Genomic DNA, 22,630 nt, shown 5'->3' with positions numbered 1-22,630 from the left:
TTAGGCTGGATCAGACCGAGCAGGGTCTCCGCCGCACCTCGACGCCGAGATCGCGCAGATCGCGGCCGTTGCCGCGCCGCGCCGATTTTCTGGAGTGATAAGCCGCGCCCGACGCGGCGAATTCGTAACCCTACTCGGCGGCCGTCTCCGATGGCGCCTCTGCCGGCCCCGAAGGCTCGGCCTCGGCACGGGGCTTGCGCCGTGAAAACAGCGACCTGAGCGTGACGTAGAACACCGGCGTCAGGAACAGGCCGACGAAGGTGACGCCGAGCATGCCGGAGAATACCGCGGTGCCGAGCGACTGCCGCATTTCTGCGCCCGGGCCCGTTGCGATCATCAGCGGCACGACGCCGAGGATGAACGAGAAGGCGGTCATCAGGATCGGCCGCAGCCTGAGCCGGCAGGCTTCGACGGCAGCCTCGGCGGCCGACAGGCCGCGTTCCTGCGCCTGCCGCGCGAATTCGACGATCAGGATCGCGTTCTTGGCGGCAAGCCCGATTAGCACGATGAGGCCGATCTGCACGAGGATGTTGTTGTCCAGCCCTCGGAACGACACGCCGAGCAACGCTGCGAGCACGCCGAGCGGCACCACCAGCACAATGGCGAACGGCAGCACCCAGCTTTCATATTGCGCCGCCAGCGCCAGGAACACGAACAGCACCGACAGTCCGAAGATATAGACAGCGGCATTGCCGGTGTTGCGCTCCTGATAGGCGAGCTCGGTCCATTCATAGGAGGTACCGGCCGGCAGCGTCTTAGCCGTGATCCCTTCCATCAATGCCAGCGCGTCGCCCGTGGAAACGCCGGGCGCGGCGTTGCCCTGCAGCGGCACCGAAACGTACATATTGTAGCGCTGGACCAGCGCCGGGCCGGTGACGTCGCGGATCTCGACCAACGTGCCGAGCGGAACCAGCGCGCCGGTCGCCGAGCGCACCTTCAGTTTCAAGATGTCGGCGCGATCGAGACGGAACGCCTGGTCGGCCTGCGCCCGCACCTGGTAGACGCGCCCGAAAGCGTTGAAGTCGTTGACGTAGGCGGTGCCCAAATTGATCGACAGCGCCTCGAAGATGTTGGGGATCGGCACGTTCAGGATGCGCGCCTTGTCGCGATCGATCGCCAGGAAGAATTGCGGGCTCGACGCGGAGAACGTGGTGAACACACCCGTCAGCCCCGGCGTCTTGTTGGCCTTGCCGGCGATTTCGTTGGCAAGCGCCAGGATCTGCCGCATGTCGGCGCTGTTGCGCTCCTGGATCTGCAGCTTGAAGCCGCCGGCATTGCCAACGCCGCGGATCGGCGGCGGCGGCAGTGCGATAATGAAGGCTTCCTTGATGCTTTGCAGGCTGCCGAACAGATTGCCGATGACCTGGGTCGCCGACTGGCCGGCTTTCAGTCGCTCGTCAAACGGCTTGAACCTGGCGAAGATCACGCCCGCGTTGCTGGCGTTGGTGAACGTCGCGCCGGAGAAGCCGGCGAAGGCGACCGCGTAGTCGACGCCTGGCGTTTTCTGGATGATCTGCGACGCCTGCTGGATGACCGCATCGGTCCTCGACAGCGAAGCGCCGTCCGGCAACTGGATGACGACGATCGCATAGCCCTGGTCAAGCGACGGAATGAAACCGCGCGGCACCGACTGCACCATGTAGACCGTGGCGTAGATGAGGGCCGCGAAAACGGCCAGCATGGCGGCGATCGTTATCCACGAGCCGACCAGCACGCGGATGATGCTCGAATACCAATGGGCGACCCTGTCGAAGCCGCGATTGAAGCCGTCGGCGAGCGCCCGTCCGAACCGCGCCAGGAAAAAGCGCGGCGGCGCCGCCGCGGCGTGATGCGGCTTGAACAGCAGTGCGGCCAGCGCCGGCGAAAGCGTCAGCGAATTGAATGCCGAGATCGCCGTCGACACCGCGATAGTGATCGCAAACTGCAGATAGAACTGCCCAGAAATGCCGGGGATGAAGGCTGTCGGTACGAACACGGCTATCAGCACCAGCGAGATCGCGATGACGGCCGTTCCGACTTCGTCCATGGTCAGGTGCGACGCCGCATTGGGCGCCAGCCCTCTGGCGATATTGCGCTCGACGTTTTCGACCACGACGATCGCATCGTCGACGACGATGCCGATCGCCAGAACTAGGCCGAACAGCGTCAGCATGTTGAGCGAGAAGCCGGCGGCGTAAAGCACCGCCAGCGTGCCGATCAGCGACACGGGGATCGCCACGATCGGCACGATCGCCATGCGCCACGATTGCAGGAAGACGATGATGACGATGATGACCAGCAGCATCGCCTCGAGAATCGTCTTGTAGACCTCCTGGATCGACTCGGCGACGAACTCGGTCGGATTGTAGACGATGTCGTAGCTCAACCCCTTCGGGAAGTCGCGGGAAAGCTCCTTCATCTTGTCCTGGATCTCCGCGGCTGCGGCGAGCGCATTGGTGCCCGGCCGCTGGAAGATGGCGAGCGCCACCGCCGGTTTGCCGTTGAGATAGGAGTTGGTGACGTAATCCTTGGCGCCGAGCTCGATGCGCGCCACGTCCTGCAGCGAGATCAGGCGGCCGTCGTCGGTCGATTTGACGATCACGTATCGGAAGTCGCGTGCGTCGTTGAAGCGGCCTTGCGTGGTGACCGTGTACTGGAACGCCGTGCCGGTGCTGGTCGGCGGCGCGCCGATCGAGCCCCCCGACACCTGGACGTTCTGGTCGCGCAGCGCCTGCACCACATCGCCCGAGGTCATCCCCAGGGCGGACAGTTTTTCCGGATCGAGCCAGATGCGCAGCGAATATTCGCGTTCGCCGAAGATGATGAGGTCGCCGACGCCGTCTAGTCTGAGCAGTATGTCGCGCACCCGCGAGCGGGCGTAGTTCGAGACGTAGAGCTGGTCGTAGGTATTGTCGGGCGACAGCATGTGCACGACCATCATCAGGTCGGGCGAGCTCTTGGTGGTGGTGATGCCGAGGCGGCGGACTTCTTCGGGCAGGCGCGGCTCGGCGACCGACACGCGGTTCTGCACCAGCACCTGAGCCTGGTCGAGATCGGTGCCCAGCTTGAAGGTGATGGTCAGCGCCATCGCCCCGTCGCCCGACGAATAGGACGACATGTAGAGCATGCCCTCGACGCCGTTGATCTCCTGCTCGATCGGCGTTGCCACCGTCGCTGCGACCGTCTCGGCGTCGGCGCCCGGATACTGCGCGCGAACGACGATGGTCGGCGGCGCGATCTCGGGATATTGCGCGACCGGCAGCTGGGTATAAGCAATCCCGCCGAGGATCAGCAGGACGATCGAAACGACCGATGCGAAGATCGGACGGTCGACGAAGAAATGTGCGAACCTCATTGCTGCAACTCGGCGGTCTCGGCCTTGGGCGGCAACGTCACCATCTCGACCTTCACCTTGGTGCCGGGCCTGGCGTGCATCAGCCCTTTGACGATGATTGTCTCGTCGCCGGTCAGGCCCTGGCGGATGACCCGGTAGCCGTCGAGAAGCGGGCCGGTGCGCACGGGCTTCGCCGACACCATCCCGGCCTCATCCACCAGGAACACGATGCGGCGATCCTGATCGGCGCCGATCGCCTCGTCGGGCACCAGCACGCCGCTATGCGGCAGCGACCCCGGCACGTTGATGCGCCCGAACATGCCTGGCTGGAGAATGCCATCGGCGTTGGGAAACCTTGCACGCACCCGCATGGTGCCGGTCGCGTTGTCGATCCGGTTCTCGGCAAAATCGAGCTTGCCTTTGAATACCGCCTCCGCGCGGTCGGCGACGCGCACCACCACCTCGAGCCCGCCGGCGCCTTCCTGCATGCTGCCGCCGCGCTCCTTCGCGTCGCGGGCATAGCTGAAATACAGGCGCTCATCGATGTCGAAATAGAAGTCGATCGGATCGCGCGTAACGATGGTCGTCAGCAAGGTGGAATCCGGCTGCACGAGGTTGCCGACCGACACCAGCCGGCGGTCGATGCGGCCGGACAAGGGCGCCTTGATCTCGGTGAATTCCATGTTCAGGCTGGCCGTCGTCAGCGCAGCCGTCGCGCCCTGCATCTGCGCCTGCGCTGAAAGGTATTCCCGCCGGCGGTCGTCGACCGTCGCGGTTGAGATATTGCCGGTCCTGGCGAGTTCGTCGGCGCGATCCAGCTGCATCTTGGAGAATTCGAGCAGACTCTTGGCGACGTCCACTTGCGACTTGGCGGCATCATAAGCCGCCTGGTACGGACGCTCGTCGATGGTGAAGAGCAGGTCGCCCTTGTTGACCAGTGCGCCGTCCTGGAAGCTGACCTTGTCCAGATAGCCGCTGACGCGCGAACGGATGGCGACCTGGTCGACGGCTTCGAAGCGCCCGACGAACTCGTCGTCTTCGACGATTTCACGGACCACCGGCTTGGCCGCTGTCACCACGGGTAGCTGCTGGTCCTGCGCAAACGCAGTGCTGCTGAAAGCCATGCCGAGCAGGAATGCCGCCGACACGGCGGCGCGGGGAAGCCAGCCGGCCGATCGACAGGGTCGCCCGCCCGCGTCGCGATGCAATTGCCCATTCTCTGGGGTGTCCATTTGCGTCCTCGCTCGCTGGACCCGGAGGTCGGTTGATCCGCTTCTACGCTCAGGCTTTTCGTCGAGATCAGAGCACTGCAGTGTTGTGCATGGCAACATGATCATTTTCCATGTCGGCTGAAATGTCCACCCTGTGGCTGCCCCGCCACCCGCCACTGGCAACGCAGATCCACCGGGCGGTCCGGGACGCCATTGAGACGGGACGGCTAGACCCGGGAGCAGATCTTGGTCCCGTCGGGCTGAACGTCCGCAATCCTTCTTCAAACGTTAAAGCCGCCATTCCGCAATCGGCTGCAGATCGAGACGTTCAAGGCCTTGGTGCTAAGCGTCCGCCCACGGCGCAAAGGAGACAAATTGGCGCCCACCCCTCAAGCCGTCTTTGCTGTCACCACTCTCAATTCTCGACCATCGCCTCATCCGGAACTTCTGCGGCTCGCCTACTTCGCAACTCAATGCGGAAACGGATGACCGCTCGTTCGAAAACCGGTCGATAGTGGTTTGCCACCTCCCCCCCAACCCTCACGGCACAAATATCAAAAACACCCAAGTAAAAAACACCACCAGATGCACCAAGCCGGTCAAGAACGTCGTTCTCTCGGTGCTAAAGCTTACATTGCAGATGAAGAGCGCCAGAACCAAAAGCACCGTGTCGGTCGCCGGCAGCCCCAGGGTCAGGCCTCTTCCGGTCAGCAGGCTGGCGGCAGCGATTGCCGGTATTGTCAGGCCGATTGTGGCACAGGCCGAACCCATGGCGACGTTCAGGCCGCGTTGCAGCTCGTTGCTGAGTGCGGCGCGAACAGCCGAGATCGCCTCCGGCATCAGAACCAACCCGGCGATCATCGCGCCGACAATGGCGTCGGCCTGCGGCACCTGGTAGGCGACGAGCGCGTCCTCGACGCTGGCGGCGACCTGCTCGGCCAGCATGACGATGCCGATCAGCCCGATCAGCAGGAGCAGAGCGCCGGCGGCGACGCTTTCGTGAGCGTCGGTTCGCACTGCGGCGCCATGCGCTTGCCCGTCGATGAAATCGTCGCGGTGGCGGACAGTCTGCGCGAACAGAAAACCGGCATAGAGCAGCACTGAAAGGACGCTGACGAAGCCAAGTTGGGCGGCCGAAAACGTGCCGGGATCGGTGGTTCGCGTGTAGGTCGGCAGAATGAGCGTCATGACGCTCAGCGCGACCAGCACCGCCAGATAGGCGCTGGTCCCTTGGCGGACGATCGCCTGCTTGCGATGGCGCCAGCCGCCAAACGTCAGACACATGCCGACGACGCCGGTCGACGTGATCATCACCGTCGAGAACACGGATTCGCGGGCAAGCGTCGGGTTGTTCGCGCCGTGCAGCATGATGGAAACGATGATCGACACTTCGATTGCCGTCACGGCGATGGTCAGCACCAACGTGCCGTACGGCTCGCCCACCCGCCTAGCCACCGCCTCGGCGTGGTCGAGCACCACGAAAATGGTGATGAACATGATCGCGCTCGACAGCGCGCCGATGAATATCCTGGTGCCCAGCGACCCTTCGTCCACCGACACCCCGCTGGCCCTGACCGCGACCGCCATCGCCAGCGCGGCCAACGGCATGCCGTAGGAAACCGCCGATCTTGCGAAACCACTCATTCAGCCCCCTCTGCGCAAGCCCCCTGCGCACCTTGACGAAGCCCGAAGCGCGCCCCCGCTCACGCCGTCTTCTGCGTCACCAATCCCAGTTCATCGACCATCGCCTGGCGCATCAGGAATTTCTGCGGCTTGCCGGTCACCGTCATCGGCAATTCGGTGCGGAAGCGGATGTAGCGCGGGATCTTGAAATGGGCGATCTGGCCAGCGCAGAAAGCCTTGATCTCCTGCTCCGTGGTGATCTGGCCGGGCTTGAGCACGATCCAGGCGCACAGCTCCTCGCCGTATTTCGGGTCGGGAATGCCGAACACCTGCACCTCCTTGACCTTGGGGTGGCGATAGAGGAACTCCTCGACCTCGCGCGGATAGACGTTCTCGCCGCCGCGGATGACCATGTCCTTGACCCGGCCGACGATGTTGCAATAGCCCTCGGCATCGATGGTGGCGAGGTCGCCGGTGTGCATCCAGCCGTCGGCGTCGATGGCCTCGCGGGTCTTCTGCTCGTCGTCCCAATAGCCCTTCATCACGGAATAGCCGCGCGTGCAGAGCTCGCCCGGCGCGCCGACCGCGACGGTGGCGCTTTCGGCGTCGATGGCCTTGACCTCGACATGCGGATGGACGCGGCCGACGGTGGAGACGCGCTTTTCCAGGGGATCGTCGACGCTGCTCTGGAACGAGACCGGGCTGGTCTCGGTCATTCCGTAGGCGATGGTCACCTCAGCCATATGCATCAGCGACACCACCTTCTTCATCACCTCGATCGGGCATGGCGAGCCGGCCATGATGCCGGTGCGCAGGCTGGTGAGATCGAAGGAGGCGAAATCCGGATGGTCGAGCAGGCCGACGAACATGGTCGGCACGCCGTAAAGCGCGGTGCAGCGTTCCGTTGCCACCGCCTTTAGGGTGGCGCCCGCATCGAACCCCTCGCTCGGGAAAACCATGGTCGCGCCCTTGGTGACGCAGCCCATCGTGCCCATCGACATGCCGAAGCAATGATAGAGCGGCACCGGGATGCACAGCAGGTCGTCGACGGTGAGCCGGATCGCCGAGGTGACGAAATTGCCGTTGTTGACGATGTTGTTGTGGGTCAGCGTCGCGCCCTTGGGCGCGCCGGTCGTGCCGCTGGTGAACTGGATGTTGATGGCATCGTCGGGTTTCAGCCCGTCGGAGATGCGGTCGAGCCGGTCATGCTCGTCGCGCCCGGCCATCGCCAGCACGTCGGCGAAATTGAACATGCCCGGCGAATTCTCCTCGTCCATGCGGATGACTGTCTTCAGTGCCGGCAGCTTGTTGGCGTCGAGCTTGCCGGGGGTGGCCTTGGCGATCTCCGGCGCCAGCGTCTCGATCATGCCGAGATAGTCGGAGCTCTTGAATTTGGCGGCGGTGACAAGCGCCTTGCAACCGACCTTGTTCAAGGCATATTCCAGCTCGACCAACCGATAGGCCGGGTTGATGTTGACCAGGATCAGGCCGATGCGGGCGGTGGCGAATTGCGTCACCAGCCATTCCCAGCGGTTCGGCGACCAGATGCCGACGCGATCGCCTTTCTCGAGGCCGAGCGCCAGGAAGCCGGCGGCCAGCGCATCGACCGTCTCCGACAGTTCCTCCCAGGTAAAGCGCTTGTCCTGCTCGACGAAGACGGCGGCATCGAGCGTGCCGTATTTGCCGACCGTATCGGCAAACAGCGCCGGGATCGTCAGGTTGAGCAGCGGCACGCTGCGCTCGCCCGAGACATGCGCCGTGCCGTCGACCGGCGCAATGAACGAACCGCCATCGCGCTTGGAGCGCAAATTGCTGGCATTCTTCAACTCGTCGAGATTGATCGGCATCGCCGTGTCCTCCGCAGACAGAACGAGCCTATCAGCCCGGCGGGGTAGTGGAAATCCCGTCGATGGTACGGTTGGGGTTCGAACGTGAGGGATGGCGCCGAAAATAAAAAACCCGCCACGGCGGGCGGGCTTCGGGGCCAATTGGCACCATAGCGACATTAGTAGCATAGCTGCCGGCACAAAGCAAGAACAAAATTGCTGTACGTCAAGAAAATCGCTTCAGGTCGGTGCCAGCGGCCAAGCTGCCAATCTCCCTCCTTGAGGGGGAGATGGCCGGCAGGCCAGAGGGGGTCGTCTCGCGTGGAGCACCTGCCTGTTCTGTCCGTTAGGAGAGTCGCGTCAAGACGTACCGACCCCCTCTGTCGCCTTCGGCGACATCTCCCCCTCAAGGGGGGAGATTGGCGACGTCAGCCTGAATTCACCGATGCCATCCTTGCCGCAATATCGCGCAACACCGCCTCGTCGGCCGCCTCGCGCTGCTTCCGCGACGCGACGAGGCAGGCCTGCGAGCGCAGGATGACGCCGTCGGCCAGCACCTTGAGATGGTTGGCGCGCAGCGTCGCGCCTGACGTGGTGATGTCGACGACGATATCGGCCAATCCGGCTGCCGGCGCGCCTTCGGTGGCGCCGAGGCTTTCGACGATGCGGTAGACCTGGATGCCGTGCTTTTGCGAAAAGAACTGCTGGGTCAGGCGCCAGTATTTGGTGGCGATCCTGAGCCTGCGGCCGTGGCGCTGGCGGAAATCGGCGGCGACGTCGTCGAGGTCGGCCATGGTGTCGACATCGAGCCAGATGTCGGGCACGGCGACGACGACATCGGCATTGCCGAAACCGAGGCGGGCGATGATTTCGGCGCGCGCCTCGCAATCGGCGAGGTTTTCGCGCAAAAGGTCCTCGCCGGTGATGCCGAGATCGACCGAGCCCTGGCCGATTTCGCCTGATATCTCCGAGGCCGACAGGAACGCTATCTCGACGCCGTCAAGGCCGTCGATGCGGGCGCGATATTTGCGCTCGTCGCCGGGCAGGCTGACGGCAAGCCCGGCCTTGGCCAGCACCTCCAGCGCCTGCTCCTTGAGCCGGCCCTTCGACGGCAGCGCCAGCGTGATCATGGCGCCGTCTCCCGCAGCACCTCGATGCGGTCGAGCCAGACGGAAAAACCGACGCCGGGGATCGGCGTTTTGGCGCCGAGCAGCGTCAGCAGCCGGTCGTAGCGGCCACCACCGGCGAGCGGCCGGTCGCCATCCTGCGCCGCGATCTCGAAGACGAGGCCGGTGTAGTAGTCGAGCGGCCGGCCGAAGGCGGCGTCGTAGCTGATTTCAGACATCGGCAGGCCGAGGGCTTCGATGGCCGCGGCGCGGGCCGCAAAATTCTCCAGCGCAGCCCCCAGTGAAAGCCCGGCATCGGCTGCAAAACGTTCGAGCGCTCCGGCGGCGCTGTCGAGCGGCACGTCGATGGCCAGGAAACTCTTTAGTGCCGCGAATGCCTCGTTCGACAGCCGTACGCTGCGCAGTTCGGCTTTCTCGATCAGGCGCCGCGCAATCTCGGACGGCGAACGCCCGGCCGTTGCCGACAGGCCGGCCTCTTCCATGCCGCCGGCGATATGCGCCGAAAGACCGTCGAGATCGCCGTCGAGGACAAGCGCGGCGACCACGCCGGCAAGCTGGCTGTTGCGCGGCGGATTGGCGAGGTCGGCAAGCGCCGCCTCCAGCATCGGCGCCGAGCCGAAGGCGCGCGCCAGCCGCATGCGCCAGCCGCGCGGCAGGCCAAGGGCGGCCAGCACCGCCTCGAAAATGGTCTGGTCGCCGAGCGTCACCGCCAGCTCCCGGCCGGGCAGCACCAGCGAAAGCAGCGCATGCGCATCGGCCAGCGAACGGGCGTCGGCGGCGGCCGTGTCGCCGTCGCCGAGGTCCTCGATGCCGGCCTGGAAGAACTCGTTGCCGCCCTCGCGGCGCTGGCGAAACACCTCGCCGAGATAGGAATAGCGGCGCGGCGTGCCGGCCTGGCTGGTAATGTGGTCGAGGCAGACCGGAATGGTGAATTCCGGCCGCAGGCAAAGCGTCTGCCCGGTCTCGCTCTCGGTGAGAAAGATACGGCGCCGCAAATCCTCGCCAGCCATGTCGAGGAACGGATCGGCCGGCTGCAGCACGGCAACCTCGACCGCATGGGTGTTGCGCGCGGCGAAGAGCTTGGTGATGTCGGATGCGATGGCGGGGTAGCGGGAGGTCATAAAACGCCACCTTCCCTTCTCCCCCTGTGGGAGAAGGTGGATTGGCGCGACGCGCCAAGACGGATGAGGGGTGCCGGAAGAAATGAGGCGTCGGCGTTCCCTGGAACACCCCTCATCCGACCGAGCTTCGCTCGGCCACCTTCTCCCACAAGGGGAGAAGGAAGCGGCGCCCTACTTGCCACGCGCCCGCTCCTCGGCCTGCGCCGCCAGTATCTTCTTCACTTCGGCAACCAGCTCACTCTCCACCACGGTCACCTGCGCCGGTCGTGCGGCGCGCCATTCGGCGTTGTCGGCGATCTCGGCCGACATTTTCGCGCCTTCGATCAGATCCTTGATCTGCACCTCGCCTTTGGCGCGCTCGTCGCCGCCCTGGATGACGGCGACCGGGCTGCCGCGACGGTCGGCATATTTCAGCTGCGCCTTCATGCCGGCGCCGCCGAGGTACATTTCCGAGCGGATGCCGGCGGCGCGCAGCTCGGCCACCATCTTCTGGTAGCGGCCGAGGCTTTCCGTATCCTTGTCCATGGTCAGCACGACGACCGGCGCGATGACATCGGAAGTATCGAGCTTGCCGAGGTTCTTCAGCGCCGTCATCAGCCGCGAGACACCGATGGAAAAACCGGTCGCCGGCACCGGCTCGCCGCGAAAGCGCGAGACGAGACCGTCATAACGGCCGCCGCCGCCAACCGAGCCGAAGCGCACGATCTGGCCGTCCTCGTTGGGGATCTCGGCCAGCAGCTCGGCCTCGTAGACCGGGCCGGTGTAATATTCGAGGCCACGCACGACGGAGGGATCGATGCGAATGCGATCCTCACCGTAGCCGCTTTGTGCGACCATGGTTCTTATCTGCTCCAACTCTGCAAGACCCTCAACAAACGAGGCATTCGTTATGCCGAGATGTTCGAGTTTCCTTTCCTCGACAAGATTGCTGAGCCCTGGGGTGATAGATCCCAGTGTCTGGACAATTTGTTCGGGATCATGCTGCGCCATGACCGTGAAATAGCTGATCACAACATCGATTTGAGCGTTACCCAGCCCGGCACCCTTGGTAAAATCACCGCTCTCGTCCTTGCGCCCGGCGCCCAAAAGCAGACGAACCCCCTCGACGCCCAGCTTGTCCAGCTTGTCGATCGCCCGCAGCACCTGCAGCCGGCGGCCAGCGTTCTCGTCGCCGCCGAGGCCGATCGCCTCCAGCACGCCGTCGAGCACCTTGCGATTGTTGACGCGGATGACGTAGTCGCCGCGCTTGATGCCGAGCGCCTCCATCACGTCGGCCATCATCATCGCCATCTCGGCATCGGCCGCGACACCCGGCGTGCCTACCGTGTCGGCGTCGAACTGCATGAACTGGCGGAAGCGGCCGGGGCCCGGCTTCTCGTTGCGGAACACCCAGCCGGAGCGATAGCTGCGATAGGGTTTCGGCAGGCGCTCGAAATTCTCGGCGACAAAGCGCGCCATCGGCGCGGTCAGGTCGTAGCGCAGCGACAGCCACTGGTCGTCATCGTCCTGGAACGAGAACACGCCCTCGTTCGGCCGGTCCTGGTCGGGCAGGAATTTGCCGAGCGCATCGGTGTATTCGATCAGCGGCTGGTCGACCGGCTCGAAACCGTAGAGCTCAAAGACCGAGCGGATCGTCGCCATCATCTTCTCGACGGCGCGGAGATCGTCGGCGCCGCGGTCGACAAAGCCGCGCGGCAGGCGCGCTTTCATCTTTTCGGATTTGTCGGCCATGGGATGGGTACTCGGTGTTTCGTGGCGCTTCCGGGGATCGGTTAAATGACCGATTTCCACGGCGCGGGTGTCCTAACCGATGCAGCCGGGAGCGGCAAGGGTTTGCGCCTCTCCTTCTCCCCTTGTGGGAGAAGGTGGCCGAGCGAAGCTCGGTCGGATGAGGGGTGTTCCAGCTTGGCTATGACGGCACTCCGTCCAACACCCCTCATCCGGCTCGGCGCTGCGCGCCGATCCACCTTCTCCCACAAGGGGAGAAGGAAAGGCGAAAAAGAAGCTGAAACAATTGCGCCATGCGCGCGGCATCGTGCCGACACAATCCGGGCCGATAAGCGCGCCGAAACAAGGGGCTCGGGGCCATGGCCACGCTACAGAAGTTCGACATCATCGATAGCGGCGCACGCGACGCCTCGGTCCGGCTGCGGCCGGCCGATGGTTATGCGCCGAAGACGAAGCAAATCGCCGGACCGTTCGAGATCGCGGCGCAACAGCGCAGCGGACCGACGATGCGCGACGTGCTGATGACCGGCCTGCTGGTGATCTATCCGGTGTTCGCCGCGCTGGCGGCCATCCTTGCCGGGTTTTTCCTCGCCGGCGCCGGCGGCGCCTGAGCCGCTATTTCGGCCGCTTGAACGCTTTCCGTTCCGCCTCGACCGGCTCGCGGCAGACGCAGCCCTCGAGATGGTCGTTGACCAGCCCCATCGCCTGCATGAAGGCGTAGACGGTGGTCGGGCCGACAAAGCTCCAGCCGCGCTTCTTCAGCTCTTTCGAAATGCGGACCGAGACGGCCGTCGTCGGATTGGCGCGCAAATGCGCGAGGTCGACGATCTCGGGCCGCTCGTCGGGGCCGGGTTCGAACTTCCAGAACCAGGCGGCCAGCGAGCCGGCCTCGTCGATGAGTTCGCGGGCGCGCTTGGCGTTGTTGATGGTCGAAACGATCTTGCCGCGGTGACGGATGATGCCGGCATTGCCGAGCAGGCGCTCGACATCGGCGTCGGTGAAGGCGGCGATCTTGTCGACATCGAAGCCGGCAAACGCCTCGCGGAAATTGTCGCGCTTGCGCAATATGGTCAGCCAGGACAGGCCCGACTGAAAACCTTCGAGGCAGATCTTCTCGAACAGGCGGCGGTCGTCGGCGACCGGCCGGCCCCATTCGTGGTCGTGGTAGTGCAGATAATCCGGCAGGTTGCCGTGCCAGAAGCAGCGGGCGATGCCGTCGGGACCGGCAAGCAGACCTGTCTTTTCATCCATGGCGGAATTCCGTTCGTGTCTTGGCGTTAACGCGTTTTGACGCGGGCTTTACCGCGGCTTTACCAGATTCCTGAACCGGGCGGTAACCACACCAAAAGCTTTACTGACAGATCGGCATTTTACGCATTCCGATTCATGTTTCGGTTGCCGCTTCGCGCCCAATGTCGGCGAAATCGGGGAGGCTTTGCACCCCGGCATGTTCGACGATCAAGGTGCGTTGCGATGAAGACATTCTTGTTCCCACTGTTCGGCGCCGCGGCCGTGCTTGCGGCCGGTGCCGCCAATGCCAACGACCGCTATGCCGAGAGGCCGCCGGTGGTGGTCAGCCCAGATCTTTCGGCGCCCTGGGTGCTGCAGCTCGGCCATGCGCCGGGCATCGTGCGGCAGAGCCGGCAAGAGGCGCAGCCGCAACGGCGCTACCGGCGGCTGGCCGAACCCGATCAGCTGCGCACCGCAGCGGTGCAGGCGCCGGCCAAGCGCATGGTGATGCGGCCGCAGATCGACCCGATCTATCTGCCGCAGGAAGTCGCCTATGACGGCCCGCAGAAGCCGGGCACGATCGTCATCGATACGCGAGAGAATTTCCTCTATCTGGTCGGGAAGAACGGTAAGGCGCGGCGTTATGGCGTCGGCACCGGCAAGCCGGGCTTCGAATGGTCCGGCACCCACAAGATCACCAACAAGCGCGTCTGGCCGGATTGGCGGCCGCCGGCGGTGATGATCGCCCGCGAAGCCGCCAAGGGCCGTTATCTGCCGACCTATCTCGCCGGCGGCATGGAAAACCCGCTCGGCGCACGCGCGCTCTATCTCGGCTCGACCGAGTACCGTATCCACGGCACCAATCAGCCCTGGACGATCGGCGGCGCGGTGTCGTCGGGCTGCATCCGCATGCGCAACGAGGACGTGGTCGACCTTTACGAGCGGGTCAATGTTGGCACGACGGTTGTAGTGATGTAATCTGCGGTTGACCTCACCGATGATTCTGCTCAGAAGCCTCGGGAGCATTGAATAACGGGGGACGGGCCGTGTGGGGATGCGGCCAGTCACGAAAGGGCAGCGCGGCAAGCCGTGCTGCCCTTTTTGTTTCCGCCAACGCCAGCAAGAATTGACGGGAAGATTTCGCCGGCACGTCGCGCGACCGGCATGGCGGTTCGCTTTTCGCGCTGCCTTTTCGCGGTTGCTTTGCTATGTGGCGGCTAAAATCCAGATAAAGGCCCATCCCGATGCCCCTTTCCGATGACAGCCGCTATCTCAGAGGCGGCCCGGTTGCCCAACGCATCATCGCCGGCGTGCGCGAGGACGCGGCGATCGCCACCGCCGAAGGCTTTCCGCCCAAGCTGGTGTCGGTCACCGTCGGCGATACCGCCGCGGTCGACGTCTATGTCCGCAACCAGCGCGCCAAGGCCGGGTTGGCCGGCATCGGCTTCGAGGAAAGGCGCTTTCGCGCCGACATCACCGCCGGCGAGCTGGAAGCGGCAATCCACGGGCTTAACGCCGACCCGCGCGTCACCGGCATCATCATCCAGCGGCCGGTGCCGGTGCACATTCCGATCAAGACGCTGCAGGCGGCGGTGCATCCGCTCAAGGATGTCGAGGGCATGCATCCGGCCTCGATCGGCAACATCGTCTACAACCAGCTCGACCTGGCGCCCTGCACCGCCGCCGCTTCGGTCGAACTGCTCAGGGAAACCGGCCTCGACCTCAAGGGGCTCGAGGTGGTGGTCGTCGGCCATTCCGAGATCGTCGGCAAGCCGATCGCCTTCCTTTTGATGAGCGAAGGCGCGACGGTGACCGTCTGTCACCACATGACGCGTTCGGTGGCGGCACACGCACGCCGCGCCGACGCACTGTTCGTCGCGGTCGGCAAACCGCGGCTGATCAAGGCCGACATGGTCAAGCCGGGCGCCGCCGTCATCGATATCGGCATCAATTCGGAAATCGGGCCGGACGGCGAGAGCCGCATCGTCGGCGACGTCGATGCCGAGAGCGTCAGGCATGTCGCGTCGTGGATCACGCCGGTGCCGGGCGGCGTCGGCCCGATCACGGTGGCGATCCTGCTGCGCAACACGATGGTAGCGCTCAGCCGCCAGCGCGCCCGCTACCAGGCCACCTACGGCATAGCGGACAGGCTGGCGGCGGAGTAGGCGACTGGCGCATCACTCGGCCGCGACAACCGCCCTCTCTTCGCGAACGCCTTCGGGCCTCGGCCCACCATAGGCCCAGTCGAGCAGCTTTATCGTGTGCACCACCGGCAGCTTCGCGGCAGAAGCGATCTGGGTGATGCAGCCGATATTGCCGGTGGCGACGATTTCGGCACCGGTCGCCTCGATATTCCTGACCTTGCGGTCGCGTAGCGTTGCCGAAATCCCGGGCTGCAGGATGTTGTAGGTGCCGGCCGAACCGCAGCACAGATGCCCTTCGCGCGGCTCGCGCACGACGAAGCCGGCACGGACCAGAAGCTCCTTCGGCTGGCGGGTGATCTTCTGGCCGTGCTGCATCGAGCAGGCTGAGTGATAGGCGACGATGGTGCCCGGCTTGCGGACCGGCTCGGGCAGGTCGAGGCTTGCCAGATATTCGGTGATGTCCCTGGCCAGCGCCGACACGCGCGCGGCCTTGTCGGCATAGGCCGGATCGAGGCGCAGCATGAAGCCGTAATCCTTGATGGTGGTGCCGCACCCGGATGCGGTGATGACGATGGCGTCGAGTCCACCCTGCTCGATGGCGCGCGTCCAGGCGTCGACGTTCCGTCGGGCCGACGCCAAGGCAGCGTCCTCGCGCCCCATATGATGTACCAGCGCGCCGCAGCAGCCCTCGCCCTCGGGCACCACGACCTCAACGCCAAGCCGGGTCAGCAGCGAAATCGTCGTGTCGTTGATGCCGGGATCGAGCACGGATTGCGCGCAGCCGGTGAGGATGGCGACGCGGCCATTTTTCTTCGCGCCCTGCCCGGCATGGACGCCCGGCGAGGCCATCGGCGAGACTGCCGGGACCGACGCCGGGGCCAGCTTCAACATCGCGCCGAAAGGCTTCAAGGCCTGGATTTTCTCAAACAGGCCGGCGAATGGCTGGCCGAGCTTCGCCAGCTTGAGCGCCGCGCGGAAACGCGAGGGATAGGGCAGCACGAAGGCCAGCATGGCGCGTGTCAGGCGATCGGCCAGCGGACGCTTGTAGGTCTCCTCGATATGGACGCGGGCGTGGTCGACCAGATGCATGTAGTTGACGCCCGATGGGCAGGTGGTCATGCAGGCGAGACAGGACAGGCAGCGGTCGATATGGGTGACGATTTGCTTGTCGGCCGGCCGTCCGTTTTCCAGCATGTCCTTGATCAGATAAATCCGGCCGCGCGGCGAATCCAGTTCGTTGCCGAGCGTCACATAGGTTGGGCAGGTGGCGGTGCAGAAGCCGCAATGCACACATTTGCGCAGGATCTTCTCCGATTCCGCGACATGCGGATCGGCGAGCTGGGCAGCTGAGAAATTGGTCTGCACGTAAACGAATCCCTACCGTTTGAGCATGATCTTTTCCCAAAACCGGTACCCACTTTTGGGGATCATGCTCATAATCCCAGAAACCAGCTTTCCGGGTTCTTGACCGGCTCGCCGCGCTGCAGCGCCTGCAGGCCGAGAATGCAGCGGGCGATGAACCAGACCGCGACGGCAACCATCAGCACGACACCGATGACCACGATCATCAGCAGCGCCGAGATCAGTGCATAGAGCAGGCCGATCCAGAAGGTGCGGATCAGGAATGTGTAATGGCTCTCGACGAAGCCGCCGGCCTTGCCGCGATTGATATAGGCCAGGACGACGCCGACAATACCGCTGACGCCGATGGCCAGGCCGGCGAGATAGAGGATGTAGATGACCAGCGCGTTGGTCGGGCCGGGCTCCAGCCAGCGGTCGGTCTGGCGTGACGTACCGTTTTGGCCTGGATCGCTCATTGTGCTCCTCCCTCGGTTGCCGGCCCGAGAGTAGCAGAGCTTGCGCCCGGCGCCATACGGCCGGGATTGAGGATATTCTTCGGGTCGAATTCGGCCTTCAGCCGCGCCGACAGTGCTGCCAGCGGTGGCGCCTGCGGCTCGAACACCGGCACGGCGGCGCGATGTGCAGGGATTGCGCGCACCAGCGTCGCATGGCCGCCGCCATGTCTTCTGATCAGGCCGCGCAACAGGCCAGCCTCGGGATCGTCCTGCTGCATGCGCAGCCAGATCAGCCCGCCCTGCCAATCGTAGAAGGCATCGACCGGGGCCTGCATGCGCAGCGCCAGCACCATCTGGTGGCCCCGCGACGGCGCCATCGAGACGCGCCACACCGGCCTTTCGCTGCCATCGGCGAACGACGCGCAGTCGCGGACATCGCGCCAGACCGAGTACGAGACCGAACCGGAAATCTCCTGCAGCGGCCCAGCGTTTTTCAGCAGGTCTTTCAGCGCGGCAATGCGGTAAGCGACCGACGGGCCGAAGCCCTCGATGCGCAGCAGCGTCGCGGCATCGCTGCCGAGACTGCCGCCAGCGACCCTAGCTGCGACCCGTTCGGGAAGATGGGCAGCACTCGACACTTCGGCGCTGGAACCCAGCGCCAGCGCCATGGCGGCGGCGGCGTGATCGTCGAGCAGGCCGCGGATGGCAAGCGTGACTTCGGTCTCGGCAGCAGGCAGCACCTTGAAGGTGACGTCGGTGAGCACCGCCAGCGTGCCCCAGCTGTTGGCCATCAGCTTGGACAGATCGTAGCCGGTGACGTTCTTGACGACGCGGCCGCCGGACTTGAAGGCCTCGCCGCGCCCGGAAACGGCCGCTATGCCGAGGATATGGTCGCGCGCAGCACCCACCTTCAGCCGGCGCGGGCCGGAAAGGTTCGCGGCGAGTGCGCCGCCGATCGTGCCTCGCGCTGGCTCACCGCCGAGCAGCGGGCCGTAATCCATCGGTTCGAAGGCAAGTTGCTGGCCGTTTTCGGCAAGCAGGCTTTCGATTTCGGCCAGCGGCGTGCCGGCTTTTGCCGACAGCACCAGTTCGGCCGGCTCGTAAAGCATGACGCCGGAGAGTTTGGAAAGGTCGAACGTATGCTCGCCCTGCTGCGGCCGGCCGATACCGCGCTTGGAGCCGTGGCCGAGGATTTCCAGCGGTGCGTCTTCCGCCGCGGCCCAGGCGACGGTGGAGAGGACTTCGGCTGCGGTGGTGGGGACGAAGGTGGTCATGAGGCGGATGCGCCAATGGCAAATGCAAAGACGTCGCGTTCCTTCGCGCCCCCCTCTGTCCTGCCGGACATCTCCCCCTCAAGGGGGGAGATCGGACGTCGCGTCTGGCTTCGCCAATCGTCAATATTGAAAGAAGGCTGAGGCGTGCAAGCTGCCAATCTCCCCCCTTGAGGGGGAGATGTCCGGCAGGACAGAGGGGGGTGTTCAAGCGCCAACATACCCACTCAAAACCTCGGAATGTCCGGAAACGCCACTTGCCCGCGATGCACGTGCATCCGCCCGAGCTCGGCGCATCGCCTCAATTGCGGGAAGACCTTGCCGGGATTCAAAAGATGGTTGGGGTCGAAGGCGCATTTGACGCGCATCTGCTGGTCGAGGTCGATCTGGTTGAACATTTCCGGCATCAGGTCGCGCTTCTCGACGCCGACCCCGTGCTCGCCGGTCAGCACGCCACCGACCTTGACGCAGAGCCGCAATATGTCGGCGCCGAAACTCTCCGCCTTGTCGAGTTCGCCCGGCACGTTGGCGTCATAGAGGATGAGCGGGTGCAGATTGCCGTCGCCGGCGTGGAAGACATTGGCGACGCCGAGCCCGTATTTCTCCGACAGCTCGCGCATGCCGGCGAGCACGCGCGGCAGTTCCTTGCGCGGGATGGTGCCGTCCATGCAGTAGTAGTCGGGCGAGATGCGGCCGACCGCCGGGAAAGCCGCCTTGCGGCCGGCCCAGAAGCTCAGCCGCTCCTGCTCCGATTGCGAAATGCGGCATATGGTCGAGCCGTTCCTATAGGCGATGGCTTCGACCAGGCCGATCAGGTGATCGACCTCGACACCCGGCCCGTCCAGCTCGACGATCAGCAGCGCCTCGACATCCAAGGGATAGCCGGCCTGGACGAAATCCTCGGCGGCGTGGATGGCCGGACGGTCCATCATCTCCATGCCGCCCGGAATGATGCCGGCGCCGATGATGTCGGCAACGCATTGGCCGGCCTGCTCGCTGGTCGGGAAACCGATCAGCAGGGCACGCGCCGTCTCCGGCTTTTTCAGGATGCGTACGGTGACCTCGGTTACGACGCCGAGCAGTCCTTCGGAGCCGGTCATGACGCCGAGCAGGTCGTAGCCTTCCGCGTCGAGATGGCTGCCGCCGAGGCGCACCACCTCGCCATTCATCAGCACCATCTCGATGCCGAGCACATTGTTGGCGGTGAGACCGTATTTCAGGCAGTGCACGCCGCCGGAATTTTCCGCGACATTGCCGCCGATCGAGCAGGCGATCTGGGAGGATGGATCGGGGGCGTAATAAAAACCCTCCTGCTCGACGGCGGTGGTGATGCCGAGATTGGTGACGCCGGGCTGGGCGACGACGACGCGGTTCTGAAAATCGATCTCGAGGATGCGGTTGAAGCGGCTCATTACCAGCAGCACCGCGTCTTCGAGCGGCAGCGCACCGCCGGAGAGCGAGGTGCCGGAGCCGCGTGGCACGACGCGGATGTTGCGGTCGCTGCAATATTTCAGCACCCGCGAGACCTGCGCCACGGTCTGCGGCAGCACCACGACCAGCGGCAATTGCCGGTAGGCGGTGAGCCCGTCGCTCTCGAAGGCGCGCATGGCATTGGCGGCGTCGACGACGCCCTCGCCCGGCACCATGATGCGCATATCGGCGACGATCTCGTCGCGCCGGCGCATCGTGGCGTCGTCTGGTTTCGGCATGGCAAGGCCGGACATCGACAGCCTCCTTCGATCGACTGGTAAAAATCTTTTACCAGCGACGGTGGTCGCTTGCAAATGCCGCGTTGGCCGGGATGAGAGGCCTATGGCCGAGACTGCCTTCCGCAGCGGCAATCTGCCGCTGCGCCCCACACTACTCGCCCGGCTGCTTGCCTGGTTCGGAGTGCATGCGGCGGACGCGGCGCACGCCCCACCAGACGAGCACGATGGCGAGCGGCACCGAGGCGGCGGTGACCATTTCCGGCGCGAAGGCATGGCCGAAGATCGAGGCGCCCTTGGCGACGTAGCCGATGAGGCCGACGACATAGTAGGAGACGGCGGCGACCGAGAGCCCCTCCACCGTCTGCTGCAGCCGCAATTGCAGGCGGGCGCGATTGTTCATCGATGCCAAAAGATCGCGGTTCTGCTTCTCGACCTCGACGTCGACCCAGGTGCGCAGCAGTGTGGTGGCACGGGTGAGCTTCGTCGACAGGTTGGCCTGACGCTCCTCGACCGAACGGCAGGTACGCATCGCCGGCGCCACGCGGCGCTGCAGAAAACCGCCCCAGGTGTCGTAGCCGGGCACCGCCTCTTCGTCGAGCGCCTCCAGCCGTTCGCGCACGATGCCGTCATAGGCGCGGCTGGCGCCGAAGCGGTAGAGGCTGGAGGCGGCATCGGCCTCCAACTCGGCGGCCAGTTCGGTCAAGTCGGCAAGTAGCGTCTGGCTGTCGCGGGTCTCGGCGACCTTCATTTCCAACGTGGTCTGGGCCAGCCTGTCTTCGATGCGGCGGGCGCGACCGGACAGCGTCAGGGCCAGCGGCAGCCCAAGCATGGCCAGCGTGCGGTAGGTCTCGATGTCGATCAGCCGCTGCGACAGTGCCCCGGTGCGCGCCGGGGTCAGGCCGCGGTCGAGCACCAGCATGCGGGTCAAGCCGTCGCCATCCTGACGGAAATCGGTGACGATGGCCGCGTTGCCGCGCTCGACCAGCGAATAGCACAGGCTGGTCGGGTCGAAGCCGGCGATCAGTTTTTCGTTCGCCGGCGTCCATTTGCGGATCTCCAGCCTGATGCCGGAAATCACCGTGCCCGGCGGCGAAAACCCGTTGCCGAAGGGTGTGTCTTCTTGCCCCCTGCCGTTTTCGGCGAGCGGGCCTTCCCAGAGATAGGTCGAGAATTCCGTGTGGCGTTCCCAACGCAGCGAGCCCTTGCCCCATTTCATCGCGTGGTGGCGGGCGTGAGGGTCGGGCGCGGCGATGCCGAGGCGTCGCGACAATTCGGAAAGCACGGCCTGATCGATCCCGGATCCAGCTTCGGTCATGAAGGAAAGCTGCACCAGCACGCGCGGTTTTTCGACCAGCGGCTGCGGCCGGGCGTGGACCTCGCCGAGCGCGCCCGGCCGACCTTCATGCGCCGGAAAGCCCATGACGGTGCCGCCCACGGCTTTGGCGCGCAGCTGGAATTCGAGGTTGGAAGGGTCGGCGTCTGGCACGGCTGGTCCCCCGGGCTTCTGTGAGCCCTTGGCAATGACGTCCCTCTAGAGGCAATCGCCAGGGGACGCAAACGCCCAATTTAGCTGAAGATGATATGGCGCCGCGGCTGTGAAACGGACCCGGCCACGGCGAATTGGATAAATAATTTGACCAGTTGGCGACGCTGGCTTTATCTTGCGCGACATCGGTTCAACCCCCAGGCATCCCGTTTGAGCGACATTTTCTCCCGGATCGAGCATTCGCGCACCGCCGACGAGGTGGTGCAGCAGATCGAGAGCCTGATCCTCGAAGGTGTCCTGCGCACCGGCGACCGGCTGCCGGGCGAGCGCGAACTGGCGCGCCAGTTCGAGGTGTCGCGGCCGATCCTGCGCGATGCCTTGAAAGCCTTGGAAGGGCGCGGGCTGTTGACGACACGGCCAGGCGGCGGCACCCATGTCGCCGATGTCATCGGCCAGCTGTTCACCAAGCCGGTGACCGACCTGATCTCGATGCATCGCAAGGCGGTGACCGACTATCTGGAGTACCGCCGCGAGATCGAGGCGGTGGCGGCGGAATATGCGGCGCGGCGTGCCACATCGGACGATCTGGCGCTGCTCGACCGCATCATGGCACGTATGGACGAGGCGCACCGGACCGGCAATTTCGACGACGAGGCGGAAATCGACGTCGAGTTCCACCACGCGATCTGCGAATGCGCGCACAACATCATCCTGCTGCACACGCTGCGCTCGTGCTATCGGCTGCTGTCGGAAGGCGTGTTCCAGAACCGGCGGCTGGTGTTCAGCGTGCCGGGCGCGCGCGAGACGCTGCTTTCGCAGCACCGGGCAATCTACACGGCGGTCAAGGCCGGCGATGCAGCCGCGGCGCGGCAGGCGGCGATGGACCACATCTCTTATGTCGAACGGTCGATGGCCGAGGCCGAGCGCAGCGGCGACTGGCAGCGCGTGTCGCGGCTGAGGCTCAGGCAGCGCTCCGAGCCCGGTGACGGTGAGCCGGCAAGAAAACAGCCGTAGGCACCGCCCAGAAAATTCAACGACGAACCAG

The 22,630-nt window shown here is 64.9% G+C and carries 17 protein-coding genes; 4 read left to right on the top strand and 13 right to left on the bottom strand.

From position 1 onward, the window contains the following. Window positions 1-130: 130 nt before the first annotated feature. From NKI54_RS08160 to hisS, 7 genes are all read right to left on the bottom strand, one after another. A complete protein-coding gene (locus NKI54_RS08160; RefSeq protein WP_352691093.1) occupies window positions 131-3,334 on the bottom strand; it encodes an efflux RND transporter permease subunit in 3,204 nt (1,067 codons plus the stop codon). Continuing rightward, window positions 3,331-4,437, bottom strand: a complete 1,107-nt coding sequence (locus tag NKI54_RS08155) for an efflux RND transporter periplasmic adaptor subunit (protein ID WP_352634745.1) — start codon at window positions 4,435-4,437, stop codon at window positions 3,331-3,333. Before NKI54_RS08155 ends, NKI54_RS08160 begins: the two co-directional genes overlap by 4 nt. A 627-nt stretch (window positions 4,438-5,064) precedes the next feature. Continuing rightward, complete coding sequence (locus NKI54_RS08150) at window positions 5,065-6,168, bottom strand: calcium:cation antiporter (RefSeq protein WP_352634611.1); 1,104 nt, start codon at window positions 6,166-6,168, stop codon at window positions 5,065-5,067. A gap of 59 nt (window positions 6,169-6,227) precedes the next feature. Further along, window positions 6,228-7,994 carry an AMP-binding protein gene (locus NKI54_RS08145; protein WP_352634613.1) on the bottom strand — a complete coding sequence of 589 codons (1,767 nt, stop codon included), beginning with the start codon at window positions 7,992-7,994 and terminating at the stop codon, window positions 6,228-6,230. A 407-nt stretch (window positions 7,995-8,401) separates the two neighbouring features. Further along, on the bottom strand, window positions 8,402-9,103 hold the full coding sequence (hisG, locus tag NKI54_RS08140) for an ATP phosphoribosyltransferase (RefSeq protein WP_352634615.1): 702 nt from the start codon (window positions 9,101-9,103) through the stop codon (window positions 8,402-8,404). Further along, window positions 9,100-10,221 carry an ATP phosphoribosyltransferase regulatory subunit gene (locus NKI54_RS08135; protein WP_352634617.1) on the bottom strand — a complete coding sequence of 374 codons (1,122 nt, stop codon included), beginning with the start codon at window positions 10,219-10,221 and terminating at the stop codon, window positions 9,100-9,102. The genes hisG and NKI54_RS08135 overlap by 4 nt, the downstream gene beginning before the upstream one ends. A gap of 171 nt (window positions 10,222-10,392) precedes the next feature. Then, entirely contained in the window at window positions 10,393-11,952 is a 1,560-nt protein-coding gene (hisS, locus tag NKI54_RS08130) for a histidine--tRNA ligase (protein WP_352634619.1), read from the bottom strand. Between the two features lie 356 nt (window positions 11,953-12,308). On the opposite strand from hisS, the gene NKI54_RS08125 reads away from it, so the two are divergent. Beyond that, complete coding sequence (locus NKI54_RS08125) at window positions 12,309-12,560, top strand: hypothetical protein (protein ID WP_031213141.1); 252 nt, start codon at window positions 12,309-12,311, stop codon at window positions 12,558-12,560. Window positions 12,561-12,564: 4 nt separating this feature from the next. On the opposite strand, the gene NKI54_RS08120 is transcribed toward NKI54_RS08125, so the two are convergent. Then, a complete protein-coding gene (locus tag NKI54_RS08120) occupies window positions 12,565-13,200 on the bottom strand; it encodes a DNA-3-methyladenine glycosylase I (RefSeq protein WP_352634621.1) in 636 nt (211 codons plus the stop codon). A gap of 222 nt (window positions 13,201-13,422) precedes the next feature. Here NKI54_RS08120 and NKI54_RS08115 point away from each other — a divergent pair, with 222 nt between their 5' ends. After that, the gene (locus NKI54_RS08115; protein ID WP_352472683.1) at window positions 13,423-14,157 is read left to right on the top strand and encodes a L,D-transpeptidase; all 735 of its coding nucleotides are present in this window, start codon (window positions 13,423-13,425) and stop codon (window positions 14,155-14,157) included. Between the two features lie 266 nt (window positions 14,158-14,423). Further along, window positions 14,424-15,344, top strand: coding sequence for a bifunctional 5,10-methylenetetrahydrofolate dehydrogenase/5,10-methenyltetrahydrofolate cyclohydrolase (locus tag NKI54_RS08110; protein ID WP_352691091.1), 921 nt, complete (start codon window positions 14,424-14,426; stop codon window positions 15,342-15,344). Window positions 15,345-15,356: 12 nt separating this feature from the next. Here NKI54_RS08110 and glcF read toward each other — a convergent pair whose 3' ends face one another. The 5 genes from glcF to NKI54_RS08085 form a co-directional block, all read right to left on the bottom strand. Continuing rightward, window positions 15,357-16,688, bottom strand: a complete 1,332-nt coding sequence (glcF, locus tag NKI54_RS08105; protein ID WP_352634625.1) for a glycolate oxidase subunit GlcF — start codon at window positions 16,686-16,688, stop codon at window positions 15,357-15,359. A 68-nt stretch (window positions 16,689-16,756) separates the two neighbouring features. Further along, window positions 16,757-17,140: a DUF4870 family protein gene (locus NKI54_RS08100; RefSeq protein ID WP_352577553.1), complete on the bottom strand. Its 384-nt coding sequence runs from the start codon at window positions 17,138-17,140 to the stop codon at window positions 16,757-16,759. After that, on the bottom strand, window positions 17,137-18,393 hold the full coding sequence (locus NKI54_RS08095; RefSeq protein ID WP_352691089.1) for an FAD-binding protein: 1,257 nt from the start codon (window positions 18,391-18,393) through the stop codon (window positions 17,137-17,139). The genes NKI54_RS08100 and NKI54_RS08095 overlap by 4 nt, the downstream gene beginning before the upstream one ends. 224 nt (window positions 18,394-18,617) lie before the next feature. After that, window positions 18,618-20,114, bottom strand: a complete 1,497-nt coding sequence (locus NKI54_RS08090) for an FAD-linked oxidase C-terminal domain-containing protein (protein ID WP_352589307.1) — start codon at window positions 20,112-20,114, stop codon at window positions 18,618-18,620. A 136-nt stretch (window positions 20,115-20,250) separates the two neighbouring features. Further along, complete coding sequence (locus NKI54_RS08085) at window positions 20,251-21,585, bottom strand: DUF3422 family protein (protein ID WP_352571607.1); 1,335 nt, start codon at window positions 21,583-21,585, stop codon at window positions 20,251-20,253. Window positions 21,586-21,795: 210 nt separating this feature from the next. Between NKI54_RS08085 and NKI54_RS08080 the strand changes: the two genes are divergently transcribed. Next, window positions 21,796-22,599, top strand: coding sequence for an FCD domain-containing protein (locus tag NKI54_RS08080; RefSeq protein ID WP_352589305.1), 804 nt, complete (start codon window positions 21,796-21,798; stop codon window positions 22,597-22,599). The last annotated feature ends 31 nt before the right edge of the window (window positions 22,600-22,630 follow it).

Source organism: Mesorhizobium sp. M0663 (genome assembly GCF_040320585.1).
GTDB lineage: Bacteria > Pseudomonadota > Alphaproteobacteria > Rhizobiales > Rhizobiaceae > Mesorhizobium.
Note: the sequence above shows the minus strand (reverse complement) of the source record. Positions and strands in the feature narration are given on the sequence as shown.

Excerpts from the sequence above, each read along its gene's own strand:
- NKI54_RS08125 (WP_031213141.1), top strand. The coding sequence starts at position 12,309 with ATGGCCACGCTACAGAAGTTCGACATCATCGATAGCGGCGCACGCGAC.
- NKI54_RS08115 (WP_352472683.1), top strand. The coding sequence starts at position 13,423 with ATGAAGACATTCTTGTTCCCACTGTTCGGCGCCGCGGCCGTGCTTGCG.
- NKI54_RS08110 (WP_352691091.1), top strand. The coding sequence starts at position 14,424 with ATGCCCCTTTCCGATGACAGCCGCTATCTCAGAGGCGGCCCGGTTGCC.
- NKI54_RS08150 (WP_352634611.1), bottom strand. The coding sequence starts at position 6,168 with ATGAGTGGTTTCGCAAGATCGGCGGTTTCCTACGGCATGCCGTTGGCC.
- NKI54_RS08145 (WP_352634613.1), bottom strand. The coding sequence starts at position 7,994 with ATGCCGATCAATCTCGACGAGTTGAAGAATGCCAGCAATTTGCGCTCC.
- NKI54_RS08090 (WP_352589307.1), bottom strand. The coding sequence starts at position 20,114 with ATGTCCGGCCTTGCCATGCCGAAACCAGACGACGCCACGATGCGCCGG.
- NKI54_RS08155 (WP_352634745.1), bottom strand. The coding sequence starts at position 4,437 with ATGGCTTTCAGCAGCACTGCGTTTGCGCAGGACCAGCAGCTACCCGTG.
- NKI54_RS08100 (WP_352577553.1), bottom strand. The coding sequence starts at position 17,140 with ATGAGCGATCCAGGCCAAAACGGTACGTCACGCCAGACCGACCGCTGG.
- NKI54_RS08135 (WP_352634617.1), bottom strand. The coding sequence starts at position 10,221 with ATGACCTCCCGCTACCCCGCCATCGCATCCGACATCACCAAGCTCTTC.
- hisS (WP_352634619.1), bottom strand. The coding sequence starts at position 11,952 with ATGGCCGACAAATCCGAAAAGATGAAAGCGCGCCTGCCGCGCGGCTTT.
- NKI54_RS08160 (WP_352691093.1), bottom strand. The coding sequence starts at position 3,334 with ATGAGGTTCGCACATTTCTTCGTCGACCGTCCGATCTTCGCATCGGTC.
- NKI54_RS08095 (WP_352691089.1), bottom strand. The coding sequence starts at position 18,393 with ATGACCACCTTCGTCCCCACCACCGCAGCCGAAGTCCTCTCCACCGTC.
- hisG (WP_352634615.1), bottom strand. The coding sequence starts at position 9,103 with ATGATCACGCTGGCGCTGCCGTCGAAGGGCCGGCTCAAGGAGCAGGCG.
- NKI54_RS08120 (WP_352634621.1), bottom strand. The coding sequence starts at position 13,200 with ATGGATGAAAAGACAGGTCTGCTTGCCGGTCCCGACGGCATCGCCCGC.